Raw genomic sequence first — 24,257 nt, 5'->3', positions numbered from 1 at the left:
GGTCGGTCACCCGGCGGGGCGCAGCACCCGCCCCGGGCCGGCTGCGTTGTCGGCGGCGGCCTGGCTGCGCTGCGTCCCGGTGACGCAGACGTCGTCGCCGATGAACGCCTCGCGCCACACGTAGCCGGCGACGCAGGTGTGCGGGCCGTACGGGCCGTTGACCCAGCGGCTCGCCGCGGCCGCGTTGTCCGCGAGCACCTGGGAGCGGGTCGCGCCGGTGACGCAGACGTAGTCGGACTGGTCGGCGTCGCGCCAGACGTACCCGCTGACGCAGGTGTTCGGGCCGGAGACGAGCCGGGCCGGGTTGCGCCGGGACGCGGCCGCGGCGTTGTCGGCGGCGGCCTGGCTGCGCTGCGTCCCGGTGACGCAGACGTCGTCCCCGGCGTACGCCTCGCGCCACACGTAGCCGGCGACGCAGGTGTGCGGGCCGTACGGGCCGTTCACCCAGCGGCTGGCCGCGGCGGCGTTGTCCGCCCAGACCTGGCTGCGGGTGGCGCCTGTGACGCAGACCAGATCGCCGGCGCGGGCCTCGCGCCACACGTAGCCCTGGAGGCAGCGGTTCACCACGTCGGTCGTCACGGTCACCGAGGCGGCGTTGCCGGAGAGCCAGTTCACGCCGATCTGCACGCCGTTGGCGTTGAGCGACTGGGCCGGCCCGCCGCCGGGGCCGGTACGCAGCAGGGTCGGGGTGCCGTTGCGGACCTCGTGCAGCAGCACCGTGTCGGCGGGGATGCCCGCGCTCCAGCCGGTCTTACGGCGGAACTCGACCGTGTAGTAGTGGAACAGGTCGGCCGGATCGAACGGGATCCGGACCAGCTGCGGGCCGCTCGCGGCGGGCACCTCAAGCGGGGCCAGGGTGAGGGTGCGGGAGCCGACCCCGTCGGCGGCCATGGTGAACACCCGGTTCTTGGGCAGCCAGCCCAGCTCGTCGCGGTGCGGCCCGTTGAGCCCTACCGCGCTGGTGCCGTAGTTCGCGGTGCCGAAGGCGTGGATGTGCATGGCGCTCATCTCGTCCCACGGGTCGTCGTACTCGCCAGGCTGGGACCACGGCGCGTTCTGGTACGTGGTGTCGTTGGAGAAGGAGTGCCCCAGGTTGTAACCGTGCAGCATCTCGTGCGCGGCGAAGCCGACGTTCCAGGCGCCCGGGTCGAGCAGCACCCGGCCGCCTGCCGCGCCGGAATCCACCCAGTCGTTGAGCATGACCGCGATCCGGTTGCCGGCGGGCACCGCGTAGCCGGCGGTCGCCGCCGTGTCCACGCAGCGCTGGATCCGGGTCCACCTGTCGATCGACCCGAACTGCGCAAGCGTGTACGGCATCGTGTACCAGCCCCGCACCACCGACCCGGCCAGCGACACCCGTCCGCCGGACTGGTCGGCCAGGTAGTCCGCCACCCCGCCGGTGCCGACCCCGGCCGCGGTGAGGAAGTTGGCGAAGTGCGACGGCGGTTGAGGCTCCGCCGGTTTGTCGCTGAACTTGCACAGCAGCACCGACCAGGCGGTGGCGTTGCGGATCGGGCTGGCCGTCGCCGGGGCGGCCGGCAACGCGACCGCGCCCAGCGCGGCGCAGGCGAGCGCCACGGCCGACGCGGCGACCCGACTGAGGATTCTGGACTTCACGCGTACGCTCCCATCTCCACGGCCCGGCCAACCCGGGCCCGGAGTCCACATCGGAGCACCGTGGGTGAGTGAATCGGCACGTTGAGTCGCGTTGGCGACGGGCCGGAATCCGACTTCGCGGGCTCGTACTGACTGTCGAGCGCCTGCGCCCACGGGTGATCGCCGGGGCCCCCGCACCCCGACGAGCGCCCGCCGCCGCGCTACGCGATCCGGCGGATCCGCCGCACCGCGAGGTAGAGCAGGAGCAGGGCCAGGGCGACGAAGAGGCCCGTCTCGATGCCCTGGAACAGCCAGAACCGGTCCGCCGGCTGGTACAGCTGCCAGTTGTACGCGCCCGGTTCGAGGCCCAACTCGGCACCGCAGACCCGACCGTCAGGTCCCTTTCCGCCGGGCGGACACTGGATCCGGGTGTCCTGGGCGATCAACGTCCCGTCGGGGTTCCGGACGCCCTGGGTGAGGATCCAGTCTCCCCGGCTGATCTCCGGTGGCCCTTCCCCCTCGATCGGGAAGGTCTGGGTGCGGGCCGGCTGGTAGCGCGGTCGGGCCAGGATCTCCACCGCCGCCCGTACACCGATGTAGCCGGCGAGGGTGATGCCCATGGCGGGCAGCATCCGCTTCCACACGGTGCCGGCGAAGACGCCAAGCGCCACGGCGAACAGGGTGTACCCGATCGGGACGACGCCCTGCAGATCGAAGACGATCATGCCGAGCCGGCCCTCGTGCGCGGCCTTGGTGAGCGGGTCGACCCACCACGACATGCCCAGCCCGTACAGCGCCGCGAGGACCACGACGGCCCCGCCCACCAGTCCGAACTTCACCAGGGCCCAGCGGGTCCGGCCGACGCCCTGGGTCCAGACGAACCGGTGCGTGCCGTGCTCCACCTCGCGGGCGACGAGCGGAGCGCCCCAGAAGAGGCCGACAAGCGCCGGCAGGGTGATCAACAGCACGGCCACCAGGTTGAGGCTGCCGTACCTGTTGCCGAAGCGGCGGAAACCCGCGTCGCAGGCCTCCCGGGTCGCCGTCGCCACATTGGTGTCCGCGAGCTGGCGTGCGCAGTCCGTCAGCCCGAGGTCGCTGAAGGTGTTCCGCATCGACAGGCCGATCGGCACCAGCAGGGCGGCGAGCGCCGCGAGCCCGACCAGGGTGTAGAACGCCTGCTTGCGGTGTTGCCGCCAGGTCAGCCAGATCATGCCGCCACCCCCCACTCGCTGTGACTGGTCTGCGTGGTGCCGTCGGCCAGGTAGGCCAGCACGACGTCCTCCAGGCTGACCTCGCGGACCGTCCAGGCCGGGTTGGTGACCGGACCGTCGGTGCGGACCAGCAGCGTGGACTGCCGGTCGGTGTGGCTGGCCCGGACCACGGCGGCGACGCCCCCGACAACGCCGCCGTCGTGCCGGGGACCGACGAGCTGCCGGTGGGCGGCCACCAGGTCGTCGACCGCGCCGGTGAGCTGCACCCGGGCCGAGTTGAGCACGATCAGGTAGTCGCAGACCCGTTCGAGGTCGGCCAGCAGGTGCGAGGAGAGCAGCACCGTGGTTCCGGAGTCCGCCACGCTGCCCATCAGCGACTGGAGGAACTCCCGCCGGGCCAGCGGGTCGAGGCTGGCCACCGGCTCGTCGAGCAGGAGCAGCCGGGGCCGCTTGGCCAGCGCCAGGGCGAGCGCCACCTGGGCCCGCTGCCCGCCGGAGAGCTTGCCCACCGGCCGGTCCGGTGGAATGCCGAGCTGTGCCAACCGGGTACGGGCCAACGCCGCGTCCCACCGCCTGTTCAGCTTGCCACCGGCGAAGACCAGCTCGGCGGCGGTGAAGTCCCGGTACAGGGGCGTGTCCTGGGCGACGAACCCGATGTCGGCCAGGCCCTGCGTGTCCCCGTACGGGGACCTGCCGAACACCCGCACCGCTCCCGCGTCGGGCTTGAGCAGCCCGACGGCGAGGTGCAGCAGGGTGCTCTTTCCCGCGCCGTTCGGCCCGACCAGCGCGGCGATCCGGCCGGCCGGCAGGTGCAGTGAGCAGTCCCGCAGCGCCCAGGTGCTGCCGTACCGCTTGCCGAGCCGGTCGGCCTCCAAGACCATGTCCATCCGCTGTCCTCTCGTTCCACTCATGCGGGTTCGGGCTGCGGGGTGTCGTCGGCGAGGGTGGCGCGCAGCGTGGTCTCCACCAGGGCGATGACGTCCTCGGCCGTGAGGCCCGCGGCCTGCGCCCGGTGCAGCCAGGCGACCAGGTCGTCGCGCAGCTCGGCCTGGTTGGGCAGGGACGCGCCGGCAAGCGTGCGCTGCACGAACGTCCCCACCCCGGGTCGGCCGCCGACCAGACCCTCGATCTCCAACTCGCGGTACGCCTTCAACACCGTGTTCGGGTTGATCGCCAGTGACTGGGCGACGTCCCGGACCTTCGGCAGCTGGTCGCCCGGTGAGAGCAGGCCGACCCGTAGCGCCTGTTTCACCTGCTGCACGAGCTGCATGTAGGTGTTCACCTTCGACCGGCTGTCCAGCACGAACTCGATCACTCGTGATGATCCTTCCTCTTGTCCTACGACAGTAGGACTAATAGACAGCTTCGACGCACGGGTCGTACCTGTCAAGCGACTCGGCGCCAGTGGTGGCACCGGCGGGCCACGGATTGGCACCCGCGGGCCAGCGGACCGGGAAGGGGACGGCAGGCGATCCGCGCGACGGAGAGGTGGGCGATGGTCACCAGGCAGTTCACTGCGCCGACGGCGACACCGTTGCAGACGGCCCGCGCCCGGGGCCGGGTGCGCGGACGGCTGATCCTGCTCGGCCCGGCGTTCGTCGCCGCCGTCGCGTACGTCGACCCGGGCAACTTCGCGACCAACTCGGCCGCCGGCGCCCGCTACGGCTACCTGCTGGTCTGGGTCGTGGTGGTGGCCAACCTGATGGCCATGCTGGTGCAGACGCTCACCGCCAAGCTGGGCCTGGCCACCGGGCGCAGCCTGCCGGAGCTGTGCCGCGAGCGCCTGCCACGGCCGGTGAACCGGATGATGTGGGTGCAGGCCGAGCTGGTCGCCATGGCCACCGACCTGGCCGAGGTGATCGGTGGCGCGGTCGCGCTCTACCTGCTCTTCGGTATCCCGCTGCTGCCCGGCGGGATCATCATCGGCACCGCCGCGTTCGCCGTGCTGGCCCTGCGCTCACGGGGCTTTCGCGCGTTCGAGATCGGCATCGCCGTGCTGCTCGGTGTGATCGTGCTGGCCTTCGCCGCCAACCTGCTCGCCTCCGGCTCCGACCCGGGCTCCGCCGTCGCCGGCCTGGTGCCCCGGCTCCAGGGCACCGACAGCGTGCTGCTGGCCGCCGGCATCCTCGGCGCCACGGTCATGCCGCACGTCATCTACGTGCACTCCGCGCTGACCCGCGACCGCATCCCCGCCGCCGACGACACCGAACGTCGCACGCTCTTTCGGGGCCAGCGCACCGACGTGCTGCTCGCGCTGACCGCCGCCGGGGCGGTGAACCTCGCCATGCTGCTGATCGCCGCGGCCAGCTTCCGGGGCGGGGGCCCGGCCGGCGCGGACAGCCTGGAGGGAGTGCACGCCGGCCTCGGTCAGACGATCGGCACCGCTGCGGCGTTCGGCTTCGCCATCGCCCTGCTGGTCTCCGGGCTCGCGTCCACGAGCGTCGGCACGTACGCCGGTGAAGTGATCATGCAGGGCTTCCTGCGGCGGCGGATTCCCCTGCTGCTGCGTCGCCTGGTCACCCTGCTGCCCGCGCTCGCCGTCCTCGCCATCGGCCTCGACCCTACCCGGGCGCTGGTGTTGTCCCAGGTCATCCTCAGCTTCGGCATCCCGTTCGCGCTGATCCCGGTGGTCGCCTTCACCCGCCGCCGTGACCTGATGGGAAACCTGGTCAACCACCCCCTCACCACCGCCGCCGCCTCGCTTGTGGCCGTGCTTGTGGTCGCGCTCAACGCCTTCCTGCTCTGGCAGGTCGTCGCCGGGTGAGCCGGGGCGTGGTCAGGTCCGGCGGCCCTCGTCGCGGGCCGGGATCTGCTGGCGCTGTTCGAGGGCGTCCGCCGGGTCGGCGTCGGCCGGCAGTGACGTCCCCTCCTCCAGGGTGCCCGCCGGCAGGGCGCCCTGCTCGGCGAGGTCGGCCTCGGACGCCTCCGGGTCGACGTCACCCGACACCAGGTCCGGCGGTCCCACGTCGAACGCGTCCTGCCGTTGCTCGACGGCGTCCGCCTCCGGGGGAGGGATCGGAACGCCCTGGTCGTCCGGGTACGTGCTCATCGGAGCCTCCTCGCGGCGGTCGTCGACATGCCGCCGGGCCGCTGCCTACCCGGCATCGCCGCACTCAGACCTGCCCCGGGGGCGGGATCCGGGCGGGATCCCGAGCGGGTCGGGTGTCAGGCCGGCGGGGTCGCGCCGCCGCGACAGGACCGGGCGGTCGTGCCCAGTACCGTCGTGGGGGCACCGAGATCCACCGGAGTGGGGCCGCCCGCGCAGGCCAGCGCGCCCACCCGCCCGCCGGCGAGGATCGGTGCCGACGCCGTACCGGTCAGCGCCAGCGGGCCGTCCACCCGCGTGCCCACCACCGTGACGTGGCCTGTCGTGCCGGTCAGCGTCACCGCGCCGCGTACCTCGGTGCCCAGCAGTTCGACCGCGGCGGCGCCGGACGACGCCAGGCCCCCGCCGATCGTGGACCGCTCGGCGACCAGGGAGGCGCCACGTGCCACGGTGACCGGGCCGCTCACGGTGGCCCCGCGCAGGCAGGTGACGCCGGCGCTCGCCACCAGCGGGCCGGCGTGCCGCCCGGCGACCACGCGGGCGCAGGCAGGTGGCGGCGGGATCAGTGTGGCCACGAACGCACGGGACGACCCGACGTTGCCGACCGCGTCGACGCCCCGGTACTCGATGGTGTGCCTGCCGTACCCCGGGGAGCGCTCCGCGAACGGCGACACCGACAGCCCGCCCGAGCCGAGGTTGCCGTAGACCAGGCCGTCCACGTCGGTGCCGGTGGCGGTGAACAGGAACGGCGACCGGGCGTCCGTCGGCCAGCCGTAGTAGGTGTGCCAGCCGTCGCCGTCGAGCCGGAACTCCGAGGTCACCACCCCGGGGCGGTCGTCCGTGCCGGTCAACCCCATGGTGAACGGGCCGTTGTACACGTGCTCGGTGGGCCGGCCGGGCCGGGTCACGGTGAGCAGGGGTTCGGAGAGGGCGTACGCGACGTCGGGGCCTGTCGCGTCGACCGTCCAGGTGCGGGTCACCGCCTCCCGGGTCGCCGGATCGCTCACCCGGGCGGTCAGCCGGTGGGTGCCCCGCGACAGGCGCAGCGCGCCCAGGTCGAGGTCGCGGTCGCTGCCGGTGTCGGCCACCTGTCGCCCGTCCAGAGACCAGCGCACGCCCGGCGCCCGGTCGGTGGGTTGGCTGGTCTGCACGTATACCACGTCGTGTGCGCCGACCGGCCGGTCGGTCGCGGTGGACCCGGTGATGGCCAACGGCGGCGCCACCGGCGGGGTGCGGGTTCCGGTGTCCACCGTCCAGGTGCGGGTCTGGGTCAGCGCGGGGGAGGTGCGGATCGCCGGGTCGCGGACGAACTCCGTCGGGTCGGTCACCGTGGCGGTGACCGTGTGCCGGCCGGGGCGCAGCCGCAGCGTCCGCAGGTCCAGGTGGCGGGCGTCGCCGGTCCGCGGCACCACCCTGCCGTCCACCGACCAGGTCACGGCCAACGCGTGGCTCACCGGGTGCAGGGTGTCCACCCAGAGCAGCCGGTCCGCGCCGACCGGCTGGTCGGTGGCCGTGCCGCCCTGCACGATGCTCACCCGGTCCGCGATCCGCTCGGTCATCTGTTCGCGGCCGACCTGGTCGAAGTAGAAGCCCAGCGACTTCATCATCGAGTGCCGGCTCGGCCGCCACACCCCGCGCTGGAGGTACAGGCCGCCCTCGTAGCGGCCGATCCGGCCGCCGGACTCGCTCGGCTCACCCAGCCAGCGCCACCACTTGGCCCGGGTGTCGCGCATCTGCCGCTCGGTGAGCACCGTGTGGTGCGCCGAGTCCGGTTCGGGCCCGTCGTACGTGTCGCCGGGCACCCCGCGGGCGTAGTAGTCGTACTCGTCCTGCAACCCGCCGAGCGAGTGCCCCAGCTCGTGCGGGCTGATCAGCGCGGAGAGCGCGTTACCGCCGGACGCGGTGGCGTTGCTGCCGCCCGCCCCGCCGTACGTGCCGCTGTTGGCCAGGGCGATCAGCTGCCGGTTGCCCGGGTTGGTGCCGACGGCCAGGTCGGCGTACGTGTTCGCGGCGGCGCCGTCGACAGTGAGCAGGCGTTGCACGCTCGCCGGGTTGCACCCGCCCCAGAAACCCATGCCCAGCACTGTGTCGCGTCGCGGCGCGGACAGCCCGGGATCGCAGTCCACCCCCGACTCCGGCGAGACGATCTCGACGGCGTACACGTTGAAGTAGCTGCGGTAGGACTTGAACGGCTCGATCGTCCAGAGGGTGTTGAGGTGCCGGTCCACGTGCTCCCGGAAGGTGGGCAGGTCGGCCTCGGTGTAGCCGTCGCCCAGCAGCACCAGGTTGAACCGCTTCGCCGGGTCGCCGGTGACCTGGATCGGCACCACTGTGGCGCTGCCGGCCGGCGCGGCGGTGGCCGGTGTGGCGACAGCCATTCCCGCCGCGACCAGCGCCGCCACACACAATCCCGCTCTGATCCGCACCCCAGCGCCCCTTCCGACGTGCCGTGCGGCCGGACGGCGTGGGACGACCGGACCGGCGGGAGCGCCGGTGCCCGGTCCGCCGTGACCGCTGTCACCTCGGACCGTACCGGGGGCCGGGCCGGCACGTAACCCCGCGTCGTCGTGAGTGGACCGTGGCGGCGGGTGACCGCTCGGCGCAGCCAGCGCGGCGTTCGGCTCGCGCGCCCGCCGGTCCGGGTGTCGGGCCAGCCGTTCGATCGGGAAGCATCGATGCACCGTCCGGTGTGGCAGTTGTTGTCGGCGGGCGACGCCCCACGGTGCACCCGGACCACCCGCGAGGAGAGGGAACACCATGCGATGGAACCCACGACGGGCCGCCGCCGGCGGCTTCGGGCTCGTCCTCGGCGCCGCACTGGCGCTGGCCCAGGTCGCACCCGCCCAGGCCGAGTCGAACGGCGGCGTACGCGTGATGCCACTTGGTGACTCGATCACCGACGGGTACAACGTGCCCGGCGGGTACCGGATCAACCTGTGGCAGCGGCTGGCCGGCGGCGGCTATACGGTCGACTTCGTCGGCTCCGGGTTCAACGGCCCGGCCAGCCTCGGGGACCACGACCACGAGGGCCACTCCGGCTGGCGCATCGACCAGCTCGACGCCAACATCGTCACCTGGCTGCGGAACACCGACCCGCGTACCGTCCTGCTGCACATCGGCACCAACGACGTGAACCAGAACTACGACCTGGCCAACGCGCCGGCCCGGCTCTCCGGTCTCATCGACAAGATCAGGTCGACGGCTCCGGAGGCCGAGATCTTCGTCGCCACCATCACCCCGGAGTCCGACGCGACCCGGGAGGCGCGGGTACTGGCGTACAACGCCGCGATACCCGGGATCGTGGCGCAGAAGGGCAGCCGGGTGCACCTGGTCGACATGCACGCCGCGCTCACCACCGCCGACCTCGCCGACGGTGTCCACCCCAACGCCGGCGGGTACGACAAGATGGCCGCCCGCTGGTACGACGCGCTGCGCTCGGTGCCCGGCAGCCTGACCCCGGCCGGCGGCCCACCGGTCGGCACCCCTGTCGGTCTGGTCAACACCGCCTCCGGGCGATGCCTGGACGTCTCGGGCGCGAGCACCACGGCCGGCGCGCCCACCATCATCTGGGACTGCCACGGCGGCGCCAACCAGCGGTGGACCCGCACCGCCGCCGGCGAACTGCGGGTCTACGGCGACCGGTGCCTCGATGTGAACGGCGGGGCGAGCGCCGACGGCACAAGAGTGCAGATCTGGACGTGCAACGGCAGCGCCGCGCAGCGCTTCACCTTCCGCACCGACGGGGCCGTCGTGCTCGCCTCCGCCGGCAAGTGCGTGGACGTGACCTCCGGCGGTACGGCCAACGGCACGACGGTGCGGCTCTGGACCTGCAACGGCACCGGCGCGCAACGCTGGTCCACCCGGTAGCGGACGCCCGGCCGGTCCACGTCGTACCCGGCGGGACCGGCAGGGCGGCGGGTGCCCGCTCAGGGGGCGGTCGGGGTGCCCCTGCGGGTTGCGGCGGCCACACCCAGTGCGAGAAGTACGCACAGCGCACCGACCAGGAAGAGCAGCGAGCCGGTCGGCTGGCCCAGCCACTCCCACAGCGGATGCCAGGCCGGGTGCGGCTCGTCCAGGTGGTGGCGCAGCAGCAGCGGGACGGTCAGCAGTGCCGGCAGCCACCACAGGACCATTGCCACACCGATCAGGACATCGACTGTGCCGCCGCTGCGTCTCCCCGCCGTGCGCCTGCTGGCCCAGCCGAGGACCAGCCAGGCGGCCACCGCGCCCAGCATCGTGCCGAGCACACCGGCCGGCACCACCGCCGGGGGTGGCGCGCGGTTCACCTCGACCGTCAGGTACGTGGCGTCGAAGCCTCCCCGTGAGGAGATGGAGGCATTCAGCACGGTGTCGCCGCGCCGGGCGACAAGCGCCGTGTCGGTCACGGTCACCGGGGTCGCGCACACCTTGTCCACGCAGGTGGCCCCGTCGGACACCTGCGGGGCGTACACCCGCCAGCCGGAACTCACCAGCCGGTCCCGGGCCACCGCGACGGTCTGCTCGGCGGGCACCGGCGGAGCGCCGGAGGCGGCGGCGCTCGTGGCGCTCTCCTGGTACTCGCCGCCGTCGCCGAACAGCAGGGTCTTGACTGTGCCCAGGCGCACCGGGTGGGCGTAGACCACGAACAGCGCGGGCGGTGTGTCGATGTCGCCGAAATCGTGCCCGGGAAAGACCTCGGCCAGGATGGCGCCGGCCTCGGCCCGGTCGGGTTGTGGCCGCGAGGTCTCCCAGGCGACCCGACCGGCCAGCGCGCCGGTGAAGAGGCCGCAGATGACCCCGCCGAGCACCGCCCAGACCATGCCGGCGCTGCCGGCCGGAGGGCCCAGGCGACGGATCAGCGTCCGCGCGAACCGCCGGGCCACGGAGGTGTCGCTAGCGGGCATGGCCATTCCTCACATCCAGAATCCGGCGGGCTGACAGTACATCGACAAGGGTGTGGTCACGGCCCCGAGATGACCACGCCGGTGGTCGGGATCCGCCAGGATGGGCGGGGCGGCCGGGACGTGGCCGCGACGAGGAGGCGGGCGATGCGGGTACGCGGGTGGGTGACCCGGGGGCGGCGTGTCCGCGCGGCAGCGGTTCTCGGCGCGCTTGTCGTCGGCGCCGTGCCGGCCGTGGCGCTGGCGCCCGGTGTGGCCGGCGCGGCGGGCCCGGCACCTGTGTGCCAGGTGCGGGACGACCGGCTCACCGAGATCTCCGGGATGGTCGCCACGGACGACGGGTACGTGGTCGTCAACGACGGCGCCGACGACGAGGCCCGTCGCCGGATCTTCCACCTCGACCGCCGCTGCGCGGTGACGCGCACGGTCAGCTACCCGTCGCGCCCCCGCGACACCGAGGACCTGGCGATCGGCGCGGACGGCACCATCTGGGTGGCCGACACCGGTGACAACGACCGGACGCGGGAGACGATCGCCCTGTGGCGGCTCGCGCCGGGCGCGGACGAGCCGGTGCTGCTCCGGATGACCTACCCGGACCGCCCGCACGACGCGGAGGCGCTGCTGCTCGACGCCGACGGCCGGCCGTTGATCATCACCAAGGGTGGCAGCGGCACCGCCGTCCTGTACGCGCCGACCGCCGGGCTGCGACCGGGCGCGACGACGCCGCTGGCCTCGGTCGGCCAGGTGGTCCTGCCGTCCAGCTCCACGAGCAACCCGTTCTCGTTCCTCGGCCGGGGCGTGGTCACCGGCGCGGCGAACGCGCCGGACGGACGCCGGGTGGTGCTGCGCACCTACGCCGACGCCTTCGAGTACGACGTGCCCGACGGTGACGTGGTCGCCGCGCTCACCACAGGCGTCCCGAGGGCCATCGCGCTGCCGGACGAGCCCCAGGGCGAGTCGATCACCTACAGCCGGGACGGACGGTCGCTGCTCACCGTGTCCGAGTCCGCCGACCAGCCGGGCACCCGCCCGACGATCCTGCGGTACGCGGTCGCGCCCGCCACCGCCGCACCGCAGCCGGCGGAGTCCACCACCGCCCCCACGCCCGCGCGCACGACTGCCGTCCCCGCCGCCGAGAAGGCCGACGGGGGCGGCCGGATCTGGCCCCTCACGGCCGGGGCCGGGACGCTCCTGGGCCTCCTCGCGGTCGGCGGTGTGCTGTGGCGGCGGCACACCGACAGGCGGTGACCGGCGGCTCGTCAGCCGGCGCGCGTCCGGTGCGGCAGGATGGGCGGATGTCCGTCCTGTCCACGTTGCGTCATCCGATCGTCGCCGCCCCGATGGCCGGCGGGCCGTCCACCCCGGCACTCGTCGCGGCCGTCTCCGCCGCCGGTGGCCTGGGCTTCCTGGCCGCCGGGATGATCGACACCGGACGGCTGGTCGCCGACGTCGCGCAGGTCCGCGCCCGCACCGACAGCCCGTTCGGGGTCAACGTCTTCCTTCCCGGCGCCGGCCCGGTCGACCAGGCCGCCATCGAGGCGTACGCCGAGCGGCTCGCGCCGCAGGCCGACAGGCGCGGCGTGCGGTTGGGCGAGCCGGTGGGCGGCGACGACGCGTACCCCGAGAAGCTGGCGGCGCTGCTCGCGGACCCGGTGCCCGTGGTGTCCTTCGTGTTCGGCCTGCCGGACCGGGCGGCGGTGGCCGCCCTGCGCGAGCGCGGCACCGAGGTGTGGGCCACGGTCACCAGGCCGGACGCCGCCACGGCAGCCGTCGAGCTGGGTGTGGACGCGGTAGTCGTGCAGGGCACCGAGGCGGGCGGGCACCGCGGTGGGGTGCCGGACGACGACGACTACGCGCTGCTGCCGCTGCTCCGGTTGGCCGCCGCCCGGTGCGCCAGGCCGCTGGTGGCCGCCGGTGGCATCGCCGACGGTCCCGGCGTCGCCGCCGTGCTGACCGCCGGGGCCGCCGCCGCCCAGCTCGGTACGGCCTTCCTGCGCTGTCCGGAGGCGGGCAGCTCGCCCCTGCACCGGGCGGCGGTGGCCAGCGCCGACCCGACCGCGTTGACCCGGGCGTTCACCGGCAAGCGGGCCAGGGGAGTGGTGAACGACTTCCTGCGGCGGCACGACGCGGCGGCGCCGGCCGGTTACCCGCAGGTGCTGCACCTGACCCGGCCGCTGCTCGCCGCCGCCCGGCGGGACGGGGACGCGTCGATCGCCAACCTGTGGGCCGGTCAGGCGCACCCGCTGGCCCGGGAGATGCCGGCGGCCGACCTGCTCGCCGAGTTGAGCGCCGACGCCCGGGCGGCCCTGGAGGGGGCGCTGCGGCGGTCGACCCACTGGGGCTGACCAGCGCGTGCACAGTTGAGCCGGGCGGGCGGACGGCGCCGGACGGGAAACCCGTTAGAGTCTCGCCGTGATCGAGATCGGCACCCAGGTGGACCTGTCCCACCCGCCCGACCGGGTCTGGCTCGCCCTGACGGATCTGGAGCTGCTCGGCAGGTGGTTCGTGGAGGCCGAGACGGTCGAGGGTGTGCCGGACCGGCTGCTGCTGCACACGTCCGGCCTGCCGGGCTTCGACGCCGACGTCGAGGTCGAGGTGACCGAACGGAACGCGCCGGAACTGCTCTCGTTGCGCTGCGACGAGGCCGGCCGGCTCACCGAGCTGACCTGTGCCGTCACCGCCACCAGGGAGGGCTCGCGACTCGCGGTGCGGGAGGTCACCACGCACGGCGCCTGGTCGGCCGAGCAGCACGAGGCGCGTGAGCAGCAACTCCGGCAGGCGCTCACCGTACGCCTGCCGGCCATTCTCGACTGGCTCGCCTTCCAGCAGGTCGACCTGCGCCGGGGCGAGGCCGGGATGACCGCCGAACTGCCGGTGATCGGCGCGGGCGGCACGTCGGCCGGTCCCCGACGGCGGCGGCGCACGCTTGTGGCAGTGCTGGGCGGGGCTGTCCTGGTGGCGGGCACGGCCGCGTGGATCGCGCTGCCGACCGGGTCGGATCCCGCAGCCGCGCCGGCCCCGACGGGCACACCGTCGGCGAGCGCGACGGCCGTCGCCCCCACCGTCGCGCCCACGGTGACCCCGTCGGCGCGGCCGTCGCGGACCGTCGCTTCGGCGACCGCCCGCCCGAGCCGTACCCCGTCGGCGAAGCCGTCGCGGACGCCCTCGTCGGCCCCGCCGCCCCCGCCGCAGGTCGTGGTGGTGGCCCGCTACGAGACCGACTCCAGCCGGCTGTTCGGTTACACGGGCGAGATCGTGGTGGACAACCCGGGCGGCGCACCGGCGGCGAACTGGTCGGTAGTGGTCACGCTCGCCGAGGGCACCACAGTGGACGACGTGGACGACGCCACCTGGCGGCAGGACGGACGGACGATCACGTTCACCGGGCCCGCCGTGTCGGCCGGCGGGTCACAGACGTTCCGGTTCGACGTGCGCGACAGCCGGCCCAAGGCACGGGAACCGGAGAGCTGCACGATCGACGGGAAACCCTGCGCGGGCCTGTGACCTAGGCTGCCGGAATGGCTCTGCTGCACCGCGCGACACTGCGCCCCACGAAGCTCGACCTGCTGGCGACCTGGCTACCGGGCCGGCCCTGGTACCAGGGGCCGGCCGGCGCCGCCGTGGTGAGCCGGGGCGCCTACCGCTTCGACGACCCGGCCGGCGCGGTAGGCGTCGAGACGATGCTTGTGGGCGCCGCCGACGGACCGGTCCACCACGTCCCGCTCACCTACCGCGACGCGCCGCTCGACGGCGCCGACGACTCGCTGCTCGGCACCACCGAACACTCGGCGCTCGGCACCCGCTGGGTGTACGACGGCTGCGCCGACCCGGTGTACGCCGCCGCGCTGGCCCACGCCGTCCTGACCGGCGCCGGTCAGGCGGAGCAGTACTTCGAGGTGGGCGGGCGGCGGGAGGTGCGCGAGCCGACGATGACCGTCGCCGTCACCGGCGCCGGGCACGCCGACGTGGCACCTGTCGGCGTCGTACGTCGGGTGGTCGACGGGGACGACACGGTGATCGTCACCGACTCCGTCGAGCTTGTCGTCGTCCGCCGGCCCGCCCCGGCCGAGCCCGCCGGGCCCACCCTGCTCGGCAGCTGGGACGGGCAGCCGGCGAGCGTCCCGCTGGCGTACGCCCGGTTGGCCTGACGACGCGGTGGGCGGCCCGGCTGTGCGGCCGCCCACCGTGGTCACCACCGTGACGGAGGCGAGGGCGGCGACACCGGGGGCCGGTCGTCGCAGGTGATGGTGTTGGGCAGCAGCCACGGCGCGAGCCAGCCGCCGTCGTTGCCGCCGAGGTCGGTCAACCTGAACTCCGAGCCGGCCGGGGTGAAGTGGAACGACCCGCAGTTGTTGACGCCGACGGCTCCCACGTCGCGGGCGTCCACGTTGGCGAACGAGGCCGACCCCGCCGCGCGGGCGCTGACCACCGAGGTGCCGGTGCCGTCGACCCGGACGTCGCGGAAACGCACGTCGCTGATCGAGTAGAGGTCCTTCACCGGCCAGTCGCTGACCAGCATGATCGCGTTGTAGGTGTTGTCGAGGTACGCGTCCCCGGTCACCTCGATCGCCGCGTCGATGCTGCGGTCCAGGGCGAAGACCCAGATCGCGCCCAGCCCGATGTTCCAGTTCAGCTCGTACGTGCCGGCGCGGACCGTGGTGTTGTCGGTGAACCGCAGGTGCCCGGTGAACGGTTCCGCGCCGAAACGGGAACCGGCGTGCAGGCCGCTGCCCTCGCGTACCGGGTCGGCGACGAGGTTGTGCGAGACGGTGGTGTCCGTGCCGCCGTAGACGGCGATGCCGTTGGCCAGCGTCGGCGACTGCACGGTGTTGTGGTCGAACGTGTTGCGCGCGTTGGCCGTCTTCTCCGACCACATCGCCAGGCCGTCGTCGCCTGTGTTGCGGACGAAGGTGTGCGCGACGAGCGAGTCGGTGACGCCTGTGTGGAAGTTGAGCGCGTCGGCGATCTGGTCGACGACGATGGTGTTGGTGACGCGGACGTTGCGCATCGGGCCGTCGAACCACAGACCCGCCTTGGTGTGGCGCAGGTGCAGGCCGTCGATCGTCGAGTCGCTCATCGCCCCGCCGATCGCGTTCACCTGGTCGGTGTCGATGCGTTCCCGCACGTCGCCCTCGATGGCGAAGCCGGACAGGTGGACGTTGCGGCTGCCGCCGTCGGCGGCGTCGCGACCGTAGAACCCGACACCTGTGTGCACCGAGCCGTCCGGCGCGGGGGTCGGCAGGGCGACCTCGCGGCCCTTGATGATGGTGTGCCAGTTGCCGGCGCCCTCGATGGTCACGTCGTCCACGATGATGTGCCTGTTGACCTGGTAGGTACCCGGCGGGATGTACACCTTCAGGTGGGTGCGCCGGGCGAAGGCGATGGCCCGGTCCAGGGCGTCGGCGGAGTCCCGCCGGCCGGTGGGGTCGGCGCCGAAGGCCAGCACGTTCGCCGCGAGCAGGCGGATGCGCGGCGGCGCCACCAGTTCAGAGTCGAGCAGGTCGATGACCGTCCAGGCGGCGGCGCTGCCGGCCGGCGCGGTGAGCCGGATCCGGTCACCGGCCCGGTAGGTGCGCCCGAGCAGCAGTCGCTGTTCGTCGTAGAAGTGGGTGGGCCGGAACGGCTTGCTGATGCTCGGGTACGGCGTGGTGGCCGACGGCACGCACTGGCACTCGGTGATCCACCAGTCCGGGTGCAGCAGCCCGGCCTGCGGGTCGTTGGTGAACGGGTACTGGTTGTAGAGCCACGAGTACTGCGAGGTGAGCGTCATGGTGCGCACGTGCGTGCCGTTGACGGCGACCCGCAGCGGCGCGGTGATTCCGCCGCCGGAGGGCGCGTCCGGGATGCTGTACCGCACGGTGATCCCGTTGGCCGCGCTGGGCAGGACGAACTCCACGTACTCGCCGGGGGTGAGCCGGACTGCCCGACGACCGGACGCCTCTGCGGGCAGCGTGTAGGCGGACCGGTCCGGGCCGATGACCTCGCCCGTGGTGCGGGCGGTCTCCGCCTCCTGTTCGACGAAGTCGACGTCGGCACCGCGCCCGGTGACGAGCGCAGGATCGAGGGCGGCGCGGGTGACCACCGGCCGCGCGGCGTCGGACGCGGACGGAGCGGCGACGGCGACGGCGGGCGCGGCGGCCAGCACGGCGAGGCCTGTCGCGAGCGCGACCGCCGCCGAGGTGGGCCGGCCCGGGCGTCCCCCTGGCGGCATGAGGCTGCGAAACATCGGTGACCCTCCTGGGTGGATGGTGGTGGAGGTCCGCCCGGCGTCCTCCGACGCCCGACATTGATCTGCATGATGCAGCACCGGACAGCCTGCTGCAAGACAACAATCGAACACCGAAAAGAAGCGACTGTGGGATCGCAAGAAATGGACGGTTGGTGAGTTGAGGTGTCGCGCCTCGCCTGCGCCCGGACGGCCCACGGTCGGCGTACGCTGGGCCGCGTGGATCAAGAAGACCGGATCGCCCTTTTCCTCGACTACGAGAACCTCGCGCTGGGGGCGCGCGACCACCGTGGCGGCGCGGACTTCGACTTCCGGCCGATCGCGGACGCGCTGGCCGAGCGGGGGCGGGTGGTGGTGCGCCGGGCGTACGCCGACTGGTCGTACTTCGACGAGGACCGCCGCATGCTCACCCGGTCGCACGTCGAGCTGATCGAGATCCCCCAGCGGATGGGCGCGTCCCGCAAGAACGCGGCGGACATCAAGATGGCGGTCGACGCGATCGAGTTGGCGTTCGAGCGCGACTACATCTCCACCTTCGTCATCTGTAGCGGTGACAGTGACTTCACGCCGCTGGTGCACAAGCTGCGCGAGCTGAACAAGCGGGTCATCGGGGTCGGGGTCGAGGGGTCGACGTCGGCGCTGCTGCCCCCGGCGTGCGACGAGTTCCTCTACTACGACCGGCTGGAGGGCGTCGACATCCCGCCGGCCCGCGGCCGGCGTGCCCGCCCCGCCGCTCGGCAGGCCGGCCCGGACCAGCGTCCGTCCGAGCCGGAGCGGCAGCACGAGCCGGAACCCGACGTGGACGGTCGCCCCGCCGGGGAGGAACCCGGCCGTGACGTGGACGCCCTCGCCGTGCAGGTCGCCCAGACCGTGGCCGGGTTGCAGGGCAGCGCCAACGGCGAGGTCACCGCCTCCCGGCTCAAGCGCACCCTGCTGCGCAAGGACCCGACGTTCAGCGAGTCCGACTACGGCTTCCGCACCTTCGGCGAGCTGCTGCGCCACCTCGCCGAGCGCAACGTGATCGAGTTGGCCGAGGGCCCCGCGAAGGGCGACCCGGAGGTCTCGCTGCCCGAGCACGGCGACCGGGAGGTGGCGTTCGGCCTGCTCCGGGGCGTCGTGGCGGACCTGGGCAGCGGCGGCAACCCGGTGGCCCTGTCGGGCCTGAAGAACCAGGTACGCCGGGCGCGCCCCGACTTCAGCGAGAAGAAGCTCGGCTACCGCAGCTTCCTTCAGTTCTGCAAGGCCGCCGCCACCGCCGGCGTACTCGACCTGCGGTGGAGCCCCGAGGCCGACGACTACCTCCTGACCACCCGGGCCTGACCGCCCGGGCGGGTCCGACGTGCTCCTGATCTGCAAGTCAGGAGGGGAAGATCCGCCGTTGTGGTTTCGAACTGTCAACGCTTGGCCCGAAATACGCCTGGAATGCGGCTCTTGCCCTGGTCTGAGCCCTCCTGCGCCGTACCCTCGGCGCGGGAATTGCTATACGGTCGGCGAATGAAGGTCGAGGAGCATTGGTGGAACGGAGACACGACCCCGCGCGGGCGCCGGGACGTGTACATCCGTACTGATGGGCAGGGTTGGGAGGTTCGCGCCCAGATCGGTGGGGCGTCGGGCCGTGAGCGGGTGCAGCAGTGCCCCAGCCGGGCCTCGGCGGCCATCCTGGCCGACGCCTGGCGCGGCACCCACCCATCCTGGCGCGAGCTGAAGCAGCGCTGATCCGGCGCCGGGCCGGGCCGGCACCGCTCCTGGGCTTGCGCCCGGGCGCACTCGCCGACCGGCCCGGCGCACGGCTTTCACCCCGTGCGCCTCCGGGCCTCCGAGACACCTCCCGCTTTCCGTGTCCCCGCCGTCAGGCCGGGTACCCGAAGCGTCCGTGCCCGACGGAGGTCGCCCATGTCGCAAGGTCCTGACGAGGAGAACTCCCGGCTCGACGAAGAGGTCCGGGAGGCCGAGCGTCGGCTCGCGAACCTCACCCACTCGTCGGACGACACGCTTACCGACGACGACGCCCGGGTGCCGGACGACGCCCTCTCCGAGCGGGAAGCCGAGTAGCTCTCAACCTCGGTGGCCGTCCTGGTGGGTCCCACCCTGTGCGGGTCCGCCGTACGTGCCAGGGAAACCGCCACCCACTGGCCTGTGCAGGACGGCTGTCGGCGCGTCGGTCATGCTCCCGCCACCCACAGGCCTGAGCACCGTTGTCGGCGCGTCGGCCATGCCCCCGCCGGCCGGCGCCGACAGTGGTGGCGTCGAAGGAATCCCCGCCTCCGTTGCGTTCCTCCGACGCATCACCAGCAGTACGAGCGTGCCCAGGCCCGCGGCGACCAGTAGGCCGCCCAGGACGAAGGGCAGCGCCGAACTGCCTTCCCCGTCGCTGACCGCCTTGAGGGTGGGCGGCGCGGCCTCGGGGGTACCGTCGGCCGCCTCGTCGAGCGGGCTCGCCTCCACGGCGGGCGACGACGACGCCGTGGAGGGCGCCGGCACCGCGGAGAGGGTCAGCCGCACTGTCGCGACGGCGCCAGCCGTGCCCCGTACGGTCGTGCTGGCGGCGCGGTAGCCGTCCATTGCCGCGCGAACCGTGATGGGGCCCTCGGCGATCGTCCTGCCGGCGCTCGCCGTGATCGAGAACTGGCCGCTGCTGCCGCTTGTCGTCCGGTACTCGTGCCCGGCGCTGTCCCGGATGGTCAGGGCCACGCCGCCGATCGCCTTCCCGCCGGAGTCGCGCACCCGGCCGGAGACCCCGCTCACCCCTGCCGCCGGCTTGTCCCCGGCGGACGGCGACGCGCCCGGGCCGTGGACGTAGACCATCTTGTAGGCATAGCTGTTCTCCCCGGCAAGCCGCACGCCGATCGAGATGTTGAGGCCGGTGGTCTCGCCCGGGTGAGCCGCGGGGGCGACGACCGTCGCGTCGAAGGTCTGGCTGCGGCCGGGTGCGAGTTTCGGCTCCGCCCGGCATCCGGAGGTGCACGGCAGGCCACCGCCGACCACCACGATGGCCTTGTCGGCCCGGCTTCCGTTGTTGGTGACGCTGAACCGCACGCGTACCTTCTCGCCGGGTTTCACGTTCTCCGCCGACACGCTCAGGATGCGGACGGTCTCCGGGGCGGCCGTCGCGGGTACCGCCGACACCGCGAGCGTCCCCCCGGCGAGCGTGATCAATGCGGCCGCCACCGGCCAGCGGACACCTGAGCGCGTCACTTCCACCACCCTCTCCAGGAGCGAGCAACATCGGTCGATGGCGCCGCCGGCCACTATGCCCTGTCCGGTACGGACGGCGCGACCCGCCCGCGCGCCCGATGAGACACGGACCGGGGCCTGCCCGGCGGATCGTGCCGGACAGGCCCCAGATCATCGATGACGGATCAGCGTTTGAGCGTGAAGGTGAAGTCGCCCGAGAGCGTGCCCCCCAGCAGCCGGGCCATCGACACGATCTTCCCTTCCGTGATCAGCCGCTCGACCTCCCCGCGCGACAGGCCGCACCCGTCGGCGATCAGTCGTACGGGGCGGACCGGGATCCGGGCGGCGAAGCGGACCTCGACGTCGATCCTGTCGTGGTCCAGGTGATCCGGTCCGTCCGTGTCGAGCCGCCAGGCGTCGGTCCAGTCCAGCTCGAACCGGTTGCGGCGCCGCACGTCCGGATCCTGGAGCAGTTCGGCGGTCAGACCGGGATCGTTGTCGTGCAGCCGGTCCAGCAGCTCCGGTCGGATGGAACGCACCGTGTCCCGTTCCAGGACCGTGAGCTTCGCCGTTTCCCCGCAGACGGTGCAGAGCGCGAGGATCCAGACGTCGATGAGCTTGCGGTTGGCGTTGACGCGGAATTTGCCGCTTGGTCGAAGGAGTTCGGACGCACATGCGCGGCAACGGCGGCGTACGAGCGGCAGGCAGGTGGGCACGACGGCCCAGGTTGTGAGCACAGAGGTACACCGGTTTCAGTGAGAAGTCCGCAGCAAGAAGGAGCGCGGCGCAGATGCGACGCGCGACAGATCAGCGCTCGGGAGGTCTCACAGGGTGTACAACGGCCGGCCCTTTACCTGGACGACGTGGTTGCGCCGCACGGTAGTGGCGCAGGGCGGCGCCACTCCACCGGTTTTTCGGGCAGGCGCCGCTCAGGCGGTCGGGACCGGCAGCACCGCGCCCTCGGCCGCCGACCGGTGGGCCAGTTCGATCAGCTCGACCGTGGCGACCGAGTCGCGTGGGTCGACAGGCATCGGCGTGCCGTCGCGCAGTGCCGCCGCCACCTGCGCGTAGAAACTCTGGTACGCGCCCGGCTCGGTCGGCACCGGCCGCAGGTCACCGTCCACACCGAACATGCCGTACCGCTCCGGCGGGACCTCGCCCCAGCCCGGCTGATCCGGTCGGCCGCCGTCGTGCAGCGCCGCCTCCTGCACGTCCAGCCCGTACGTCGTGTAGCCGGCCCGGTCGCCGAGCACCCGCAGCCGGGGGCCGAGCTGCGCGGTCACCGCACCCATCCACAGGTGCGAGTGCACACCGCTGGCGTGGGTCAACGCCACGAAGGCGTCGTCGTCCACGGCGGCACCCGCGCGCCGCCGGTCCACCTCCGCGTACACGCGGTCCACCCGGCCGAACAACTGCACCGCCTGGTCGACGAGGTGCGCGCCGAGGTCGAACAGGGCGCCGCCGGCCTCCTCGGGACCGGCGAGCTCCCGCCAGCCCGGCTTGATCGTGGGCCGGAAACGCTCGAACCGGGACTCGAAGCGCAGCACCCGCCCCAACTCGCCCTGCTCGACCAGGCGGCGGGCGGTCAGGAAGTCGCCGTCCCAGCGCCGGTTCTGGAACACCGTCAGCGGCACCCCACGCTCGGATGCCTCGTCGACGAGCGCACGGCCCTCGGCAGCAGTGGGGGACAGGGGCTTGTCGACGACGACCGGCAGGCCCGCCGCGAGCGCCGCCCGCGCCATCGGCACGTGCTGCCGGTTCGGCGTCGCGACGACGACCAGGTCCAACGCGTCCGGCGTACGCCACAACTCGTCGGCGTCGTCGACCAGGCGGGCGTCCGGGAAGTGCTGCCGGGCCTGCTCGCGCCGCTGCGGATCGCGGGTCACGATGGCGTCGAGGCGCAGGCCCGGTGTCGCGGCGATCAGCGGCGCGTGGAACACCCGGCCCGCCAGCCCGTACCCCAGCAGGCCAACCCGCAGCGCCTCCGCCATGCCGCACCCCCGTCTCGCCGGTCCGCGGCCCCTGAGCGGCGGCGGTACCGCTGATCGAATCTACGCCCCGCTCCCGGCCCGGCGCTGGTCAGGCCGCCGGGTCGCTGCGCAGGTAGGTGAGCACCGCGAGCACCCGCCGGTTGGTGTCGTCGCTGGGTGGCAGGTCGAGCTTGAGCAGGATGTTGCCGACGTGCTTGCCGACCGCCGCCTCGGTGACGTGCAGCCGGGCCGCGATCGACGCGTTCGAACGGCCCTCGGCCAGCAGCGCCAGCACCTCGCGTTCCCGAGCGGACAGGGCGGCGAGCGGATCACGCGGGCGGTGCAGGAGTTGCCGGACCACGTCCGGGTCGATGGCGGTGCCGCCCGCGGTGACCCGGCGCAGGGTGTCGACGAACTCGGCGACCTCGGCCACGCGGTCCTTGAGCAGGTAGCCCACCCGCTGGCCGTCGCCGCTGTCCAGCAGCGCCGCCGCGTACCCGGTCTGCACGTACTGGCTGAGCACCACCACCGGGAGCCCGGGCCGTTCGGCGCGCAGTGCCACGGCCGCGCGCAGCCCGTCGTCCCGTCGACCGGGCGGCATCCGGATGTCGGTAAGCACCAGGTCCGGCTGGTGCTCCCGGGCGGCGTCCAGCAGCTCCGGCGCGGAACCGACGGCGGCGCACACCGTGAAGTCGAAGCGGGTCAACAGTGCGACGAGCCCTTCGCGCAACAGCACCTCGTCCTCGGCGAGCACCACCCGGGTCACCGGCGACATGGCAGCTCCACCCGGACCAGGGTAGGCCCGCCCGGCGGGCTGGACAGCAGCAGCCGCCCGTCGACGGCGGCGACCCGGTCGGCGAGACCTGTCAGGCCGGTGCCCCGGGCCGGGTCGGCGCCGCCGCGACCGTCGTCGGACACCTCGACCACGAGGTCGCCGCCGGCCCGGGTGAGACGCACGTCGGCTCGTGTCGCCCCGGCATGCCGGGCCACGTTTCCCAGCGCCTCGGACACCACGAAGTACGCGGTGGTCTCGACGATCTCCGGCAGCTCGCCGTCGATGTCGGCGTGCACGGTGACCGCGACGGTGGCCGCGTCCGCCAGCTCGCGGACAGCGCCGGCCAGGCCCAGATCGGTGAGGCTCTGCGGCCGGATGCCGTGCACCAACTGCCGCAGCATCACCATCAGGCCGCGCGCCTGGTCGTGCGCCACGGCGAGCGGCCGGGCGGCGGGGGAGTCCTCCGGTACGTCCAGCCGGGCCAGACCCAGCTGGAGGGTGAGGCTGGTCAGCCGGGGCTGCGCGCCGTCGTGCAGATCCCGCTCGATGCGGCGCCGTTCGGCCTCGTACGCGCCGACCAGGCGGGTGCGGGACCGGGAGACCTCGCGCAGCGCCGCCGCGTCGACCGGCCAGGCGAGCGCCCACCGGGCCACGGCGGCCTGGACTGCGGCGAGCAGACCGGCCGCGTACCCCAGGACCGGTAGCAGCAGCACACCGACGACCGCGTACGGAACGGCCTCCCCGGTGGTCTCGATCGGCTGCCACACCACCACCGGGTCGGCGTCGCTGACCAGCCAGGGGCTGGTGACCATCCCGAGGTCGAGCAGCACCAGCAGCAGGAACACCCAGTACGCGACCGGAGCTATCCCGCCCAGCCAGAACAGGTACGCCACCTCCCGCCAGCCGGCTGCGCTGCGGTACCGGGCGGCCAGGCCCGGCCACGGGGACGCCGGCAGGGCGCGGCCGTCCACGAGCCCGAGCCGCCACCGCTCCACGGCGGCGACCGGGAAGCTCACGATCGGCGCGAGCGCCAGCAGGGTGAGGCTGCCGACCGCCAGGAACAGCATCAGCGGTATCTCCGGCGGTCGTCCGTGCAGCCGCAGCGCGTTGACCGCGGCGAGCAGGGGCGCGCCGATGACGAGCAACCCGACGGCGAGCACACCCGCGATCGGCACGGTGCTGACCAGGTAGGCCAGCGCCCGCCAGGGCCAGGCGGACACCAGCCAGTCGCGGCGACGCAGCGCTTCGGCCAGGTGGGAGGGACGGGGCGAGGTCATGCCGGAGACGCTAATCGCGGGCGGACGGCCGCCCCAGCCGTCCAGATCCACTTCTCGGGTATGCCCAGCACTACCGGCCGGGCGGGTGTGCGGGGTCCGGAA

The 24,257-nt window shown here is 73.4% G+C and carries 22 protein-coding genes; 9 read left to right on the top strand and 13 right to left on the bottom strand.

Features of this window, described 5'->3' with window-relative positions:
• Positions 1 to 6: 6 nt before the first annotated feature.
• From ACZ6N8_RS12765 to ACZ6N8_RS12750, 4 genes are all read right to left on the bottom strand, one after another.
• The gene (locus ACZ6N8_RS12765; protein WP_466009697.1) at positions 7 to 1,617 is read right to left on the bottom strand and encodes a metallopeptidase domain-containing protein; all 1,611 of its coding nucleotides are present in this window, start codon (positions 1,615 to 1,617) and stop codon (positions 7 to 9) included.
• A gap of 200 nt (positions 1,618 to 1,817) precedes the next feature.
• Complete coding sequence (locus ACZ6N8_RS12760) at positions 1,818 to 2,807, bottom strand: ABC transporter permease (protein WP_466009695.1); 990 nt, start codon at positions 2,805 to 2,807, stop codon at positions 1,818 to 1,820.
• Positions 2,804 to 3,694, bottom strand: coding sequence for an ABC transporter ATP-binding protein (locus tag ACZ6N8_RS12755; RefSeq protein ID WP_466009694.1), 891 nt, complete (start codon positions 3,692 to 3,694; stop codon positions 2,804 to 2,806). The genes ACZ6N8_RS12760 and ACZ6N8_RS12755 overlap by 4 nt, the downstream gene beginning before the upstream one ends.
• A gap of 20 nt (positions 3,695 to 3,714) precedes the next feature.
• Complete coding sequence (locus tag ACZ6N8_RS12750) at positions 3,715 to 4,122, bottom strand: GntR family transcriptional regulator (protein ID WP_466009693.1); 408 nt, start codon at positions 4,120 to 4,122, stop codon at positions 3,715 to 3,717.
• A gap of 180 nt (positions 4,123 to 4,302) precedes the next feature.
• Here ACZ6N8_RS12750 and ACZ6N8_RS12745 point away from each other — a divergent pair, with 180 nt between their 5' ends.
• Positions 4,303 to 5,571, top strand: coding sequence for an Nramp family divalent metal transporter (locus ACZ6N8_RS12745; protein ID WP_466009691.1), 1,269 nt, complete (start codon positions 4,303 to 4,305; stop codon positions 5,569 to 5,571).
• Between the two features lie 12 nt (positions 5,572 to 5,583).
• On the opposite strand, the gene ACZ6N8_RS12740 is transcribed toward ACZ6N8_RS12745, so the two are convergent.
• Both ACZ6N8_RS12740 and ACZ6N8_RS12735 read right to left on the bottom strand, forming a co-directional pair.
• The gene (locus tag ACZ6N8_RS12740; RefSeq protein WP_466009689.1) at positions 5,584 to 5,856 is read right to left on the bottom strand and encodes a hypothetical protein; all 273 of its coding nucleotides are present in this window, start codon (positions 5,854 to 5,856) and stop codon (positions 5,584 to 5,586) included.
• Between the two features lie 116 nt (positions 5,857 to 5,972).
• The gene (locus tag ACZ6N8_RS12735; protein ID WP_466009688.1) at positions 5,973 to 8,255 is read right to left on the bottom strand and encodes a M64 family metallopeptidase; all 2,283 of its coding nucleotides are present in this window, start codon (positions 8,253 to 8,255) and stop codon (positions 5,973 to 5,975) included.
• 355 nt (positions 8,256 to 8,610) lie between these two features.
• Here ACZ6N8_RS12735 and ACZ6N8_RS12730 point away from each other — a divergent pair, with 355 nt between their 5' ends.
• Positions 8,611 to 9,720, top strand: coding sequence for a lectin (locus tag ACZ6N8_RS12730; protein ID WP_466009686.1), 1,110 nt, complete (start codon positions 8,611 to 8,613; stop codon positions 9,718 to 9,720).
• 59 nt (positions 9,721 to 9,779) lie between these two features.
• On the opposite strand, the gene ACZ6N8_RS12725 is transcribed toward ACZ6N8_RS12730, so the two are convergent.
• Positions 9,780 to 10,736 (bottom strand): hypothetical protein, encoded by a 957-nt coding sequence (locus tag ACZ6N8_RS12725; RefSeq protein ID WP_466009684.1) that lies wholly within the window; start codon positions 10,734 to 10,736, stop codon positions 9,780 to 9,782.
• 144 nt (positions 10,737 to 10,880) lie between these two features.
• Here ACZ6N8_RS12725 and ACZ6N8_RS12720 point away from each other — a divergent pair, with 144 nt between their 5' ends.
• From ACZ6N8_RS12720 to ACZ6N8_RS12705, 4 genes are all read left to right on the top strand, one after another.
• Positions 10,881 to 11,981 carry an NHL repeat-containing protein gene (locus tag ACZ6N8_RS12720; protein WP_466009683.1) on the top strand — a complete coding sequence of 367 codons (1,101 nt, stop codon included), beginning with the start codon at positions 10,881 to 10,883 and terminating at the stop codon, positions 11,979 to 11,981.
• A 47-nt stretch (positions 11,982 to 12,028) separates the two neighbouring features.
• Positions 12,029 to 13,078 carry an NAD(P)H-dependent flavin oxidoreductase gene (locus ACZ6N8_RS12715; RefSeq protein WP_466009682.1) on the top strand — a complete coding sequence of 350 codons (1,050 nt, stop codon included), beginning with the start codon at positions 12,029 to 12,031 and terminating at the stop codon, positions 13,076 to 13,078.
• Between the two features lie 67 nt (positions 13,079 to 13,145).
• Positions 13,146 to 14,237, top strand: coding sequence for a cellulose binding domain-containing protein (locus ACZ6N8_RS12710; protein ID WP_466009680.1), 1,092 nt, complete (start codon positions 13,146 to 13,148; stop codon positions 14,235 to 14,237).
• A 14-nt stretch (positions 14,238 to 14,251) separates the two neighbouring features.
• Positions 14,252 to 14,881, top strand: coding sequence for a CG0192-related protein (locus ACZ6N8_RS12705; protein WP_466009679.1), 630 nt, complete (start codon positions 14,252 to 14,254; stop codon positions 14,879 to 14,881).
• 41 nt (positions 14,882 to 14,922) lie between these two features.
• On the opposite strand, the gene ACZ6N8_RS12700 is transcribed toward ACZ6N8_RS12705, so the two are convergent.
• Positions 14,923 to 16,959 carry a glycosyl hydrolase family 28-related protein gene (locus ACZ6N8_RS12700; RefSeq protein ID WP_466009677.1) on the bottom strand — a complete coding sequence of 679 codons (2,037 nt, stop codon included), beginning with the start codon at positions 16,957 to 16,959 and terminating at the stop codon, positions 14,923 to 14,925.
• A gap of 219 nt (positions 16,960 to 17,178) precedes the next feature.
• On the opposite strand from ACZ6N8_RS12700, the gene ACZ6N8_RS12695 reads away from it, so the two are divergent.
• From ACZ6N8_RS12695 to ACZ6N8_RS12685, 3 genes are all read left to right on the top strand, one after another.
• A complete protein-coding gene (locus ACZ6N8_RS12695; RefSeq protein ID WP_364371970.1) occupies positions 17,179 to 18,279 on the top strand; it encodes a PIN domain-containing protein in 1,101 nt (366 codons plus the stop codon).
• A gap of 174 nt (positions 18,280 to 18,453) precedes the next feature.
• A complete protein-coding gene (locus ACZ6N8_RS12690; RefSeq protein WP_030335934.1) occupies positions 18,454 to 18,675 on the top strand; it encodes a hypothetical protein in 222 nt (73 codons plus the stop codon).
• Positions 18,676 to 18,852: 177 nt separating this feature from the next.
• Positions 18,853 to 19,011 carry a hypothetical protein gene (locus ACZ6N8_RS12685; RefSeq protein WP_364371966.1) on the top strand — a complete coding sequence of 53 codons (159 nt, stop codon included), beginning with the start codon at positions 18,853 to 18,855 and terminating at the stop codon, positions 19,009 to 19,011.
• Positions 19,012 to 19,014: 3 nt separating this feature from the next.
• Here ACZ6N8_RS12685 and ACZ6N8_RS12680 read toward each other — a convergent pair whose 3' ends face one another.
• From ACZ6N8_RS12680 to ACZ6N8_RS12660, 5 genes are all read right to left on the bottom strand, one after another.
• A complete protein-coding gene (locus ACZ6N8_RS12680; protein ID WP_466009675.1) occupies positions 19,015 to 20,154 on the bottom strand; it encodes a carboxypeptidase-like regulatory domain-containing protein in 1,140 nt (379 codons plus the stop codon).
• Between the two features lie 164 nt (positions 20,155 to 20,318).
• A complete protein-coding gene (locus ACZ6N8_RS12675; RefSeq protein ID WP_466009673.1) occupies positions 20,319 to 20,870 on the bottom strand; it encodes a DUF1062 domain-containing protein in 552 nt (183 codons plus the stop codon).
• A gap of 192 nt (positions 20,871 to 21,062) precedes the next feature.
• Complete coding sequence (locus ACZ6N8_RS12670; protein ID WP_466009671.1) at positions 21,063 to 22,124, bottom strand: Gfo/Idh/MocA family oxidoreductase; 1,062 nt, start codon at positions 22,122 to 22,124, stop codon at positions 21,063 to 21,065.
• An 88-nt stretch (positions 22,125 to 22,212) separates the two neighbouring features.
• Positions 22,213 to 22,878 carry a response regulator transcription factor gene (locus ACZ6N8_RS12665; RefSeq protein WP_466009669.1) on the bottom strand — a complete coding sequence of 222 codons (666 nt, stop codon included), beginning with the start codon at positions 22,876 to 22,878 and terminating at the stop codon, positions 22,213 to 22,215.
• Positions 22,866 to 24,155, bottom strand: a complete 1,290-nt coding sequence (locus ACZ6N8_RS12660; protein ID WP_466009667.1) for a sensor histidine kinase — start codon at positions 24,153 to 24,155, stop codon at positions 22,866 to 22,868. Before ACZ6N8_RS12660 ends, ACZ6N8_RS12665 begins: the two co-directional genes overlap by 13 nt.
• Positions 24,156 to 24,257 lie beyond the last annotated feature (102 nt).

This window comes from Micromonospora sp. NPDC047521 (genome assembly GCF_055587305.1).
The sequence above is the reverse complement of the archived record's forward strand: the minus strand, read 5'-3'. Positions and strand labels throughout refer to the sequence as shown.